The organism is Bradyrhizobium sp. SZCCHNR2028, from assembly GCF_032380995.1.
Classification (GTDB): domain Bacteria; phylum Pseudomonadota; class Alphaproteobacteria; order Rhizobiales; family Xanthobacteraceae; genus Bradyrhizobium.
The window spans coordinates 1-2,624 of the sequence record NZ_JAUHJF010000047.1 but is presented as its reverse complement, the minus strand read 5'-3'; the positions used below and the strand labels follow the sequence as shown (position 1 = coordinate 2,624).

Genomic DNA, 2,624 nt, shown 5'->3' with positions numbered 1-2,624 from the left:
GCTTGAGCCCGCCACCGGCATTCCCTGCGCGACGGTCTTCACGCTTATACGCAGTCTCCCTGGTGCGCCGGGCTTGTTGGCCACCATCCCCAGCGCCATGCGTTAGCATTGCACCAGGTTGACACCAGCTTCGGGGTGTCAGGACGCTGCGACTTCACGTCCGCAAGCTGCCGTTCGTCCGCGCATCCGAAGATGCGCTGCGGCTTCGTCGCGGCCATCGCATTCCCACCTCGCGTGTCGTGACGATCGCGCGCAACGCCCCTCTGCGGTGAGGCGGGATGCGGGGGAGATAATCATTAATTCCGATAAAGCGCAAGAAGTTTATTTTTTTCGGAAGATGCGCGCTACATCTCTCGCGTTGTCTGGCGGGCCGTCTGATGGATTTCGTGAAGGGCACCCCTAAATTGGGTCCGACGCCGCGAGAAATTCTTCCGCTTTGGCTCGGCTCGAGAACCGCCCGAGCTCTTCATAGGACGGCTCGTCCTCGGCGTCATCAGCCGATCGCAGGACGACAAAGCAATCCTCATTGCTCAAAATCAGCTCTGTCAGGTCCTCGCTCCGGGACGGAGACATGTCGCGGGCGCCGCAATGAGGACACTCGTCGTCGCACATGCACGACCATTCATCGGTCCAGGCCTGCGCGCAACGTTCACAACGATAGAAGTTCAAGAACCAGGCCATTGCCGGACCTCACGTCTTCAAACGATAGCGGCCGCGCGATACGAACTCCAGGAATCCCTGATCGCGCAGGAACTGGAGCTGCTGGCGGATTTTCGGTCGGACGTTCTGGTTGCCGGGATAGAGCAGGCTGAGATGGCGGTCGAAAGCGTAGACATCGTCGAGCGTGAATTCCGCTTTGCCGAGCGACTCGACGCATTTCAGCACCTCGATCAGCCATCCGCGTGCATCCAGGGATTCTTTGCGGAGGAAGAGCGTCCGGCTCCACTCCTGCAGCACGACCTCCTTCGCGCGGACGACGCGATTCTGGACGATGTGAATCTTGCCCGACTCGGGAACGCGATCGAGAAGAATGTTCGAGCCGACCCACCCTGCGCGGCGCGCGGTCGCCGCGAGCGGCTTGCGCTGCTCGATGATGTCGCGGACAAAGAAATGCTTCGGCACGACGAAGAGGTTGATGACCGACCGGGTGTCACGGTCGTAGTTCATCAGCAGGAGATTGGGATTGTTGCTGGCGGCCAGCCGCTCGCACTTCGTTCCATAGGCGCCGTCGGCGACCTTGGCGCCGAATGCCTTCTTCTGGCTCTTCAGCTCGAACTCTTCGCTGCAGCTCGTACAGAAGAAGTCGGCCAGCGGGCTGTTGTTGGGAAACTGCGCCATGTTCGATCGGCCGCAGTTCGGACAATAGGCTTGCGCGCCGACCCAAGCTTCGGTCCAGGCCCGCGCCTTCTGCGTGCCGCTGGTGTAGGCAGTCTGAGGTTCTTCAAAGCCGAGTTTCATGTGAGCAGAGTAGCTCAACATGATATGTTTTCCAGTCGAGATCGCGGGCCGGACGTCATTGCGAGCGAAGCGAAGCATCCAGATCAGGCCAAGTGCATAGACTCGATTGCTTCGTCGCTGTCGCTCCTCGCAATGACGCGGCGAGATGGTTTACACCTCACCGCTTCTTCCATCCGCCGCGCTTTCCCGGCGCGCCACCGGTCGAGCGGGGGCAGGACCGAATTCGGGGCCTGAGTCGCGCGAGTTGGTCGGCTGGATGATACGGACCGGAAAGATTTTTCCGGCAGGGGGCGGTAGGGCAGCGACTCCTGGCCGTGCATTTGGTCCAGATGCAGCCTGTCGACTTGGCCGACGCTCGATCGAGCGCTTAGCCGGTGACGTGGAGCTGCAATCCCGCCTGCTTCTGCAGATAAGCGATCACGCTTAAGAGGTTCTTGGCCTGAGGATTGCCTTGCGGGCCGAACATGCGGATCAGGCTCTTGGGCGGTGTATCGATCGCCTCACCGAGCTTCTCGAATCCGACGGTCGCCTTGATGTAGTCGCGAAGAATGGTTTTCCCCGTTTCCATGTCGCCGCTGAGCATCGCGTCGACGCCTTCGCGAAGAAGCGCCGCCGCGAATCTCGTGTCCGCCTTCGCCTGCCGATGAAGCAGCTTGTCGAAACGCTTCGTCTTCACGGTCATCGCTTTTCCCCACGGACGACGCTCACCGCTTCTTCCACCCACCCCGTTTGCCAGGCTGCCCGCCGGTAGAGCGCGGGGCGGGGCCGAATTCGGGGCCGGACTCGCGCGAGTTGGTCGGCTGGATGATGCGGCTGGTGCTACCGAACGGTTTTTCGGGCAGCTTGGGGTTGGGGCGGTAGGGCAGGGACTCCGGGCCGTGCATCTCGTCGAGATGCGGCTTGTGGACTTTGGAGGCGGTGCTTGCGCCATGGGCGCCGCGACTCGTGGCCCCCCCACCCCGACCCTCCCCCGCAAGGGGGGAGGGGGAGGAGCGACCGTCCTCGCGGCGCGAGGAGCCGGTGAGTTCGTCGAGGAGTGGCGCGAGCGGATCTCTGTCGCGGGATTTTGCTCCGCCACGGCCGCCGCGACTCTGACCGACCGGGTTGATCCCTGACATTTTGGACCGGGCTGATCCCTGACACTATTCGATCACTGCTGTGTTGTC

General features: G+C 62.1%; 3 protein-coding genes and 2 pseudogenes. All 5 read right to left on the bottom strand.

The genetic code is table 11. The features are described from left to right. Positions 1-399 precede the first annotated feature (399 nt). Positions 400-681, bottom strand: coding sequence for a hypothetical protein (locus tag QX121_RS31555; RefSeq protein ID WP_315813914.1), 282 nt, complete (start codon positions 679-681; stop codon positions 400-402). A 9-nt stretch (positions 682-690) separates the two neighbouring features. Next, positions 691-1,479, bottom strand: a complete 789-nt coding sequence (locus QX121_RS31550; protein ID WP_315813913.1) for a DpnI domain-containing protein — start codon at positions 1,477-1,479, stop codon at positions 691-693. Positions 1,480-1,615: 136 nt separating this feature from the next. Beyond that, a pseudogene (locus tag QX121_RS31545) lies at positions 1,616-1,796 on the bottom strand (hypothetical protein); the annotation flags it as partial. A gap of 29 nt (positions 1,797-1,825) precedes the next feature. Then, the gene (locus QX121_RS31540) at positions 1,826-2,140 is read right to left on the bottom strand and encodes a transcriptional regulator (protein WP_315771852.1); all 315 of its coding nucleotides are present in this window, start codon (positions 2,138-2,140) and stop codon (positions 1,826-1,828) included. A gap of 22 nt (positions 2,141-2,162) precedes the next feature. After that, positions 2,163-2,378, bottom strand: a pseudogene (locus QX121_RS31535) (hypothetical protein); the annotation flags it as partial. Positions 2,379-2,624 lie beyond the last annotated feature (246 nt).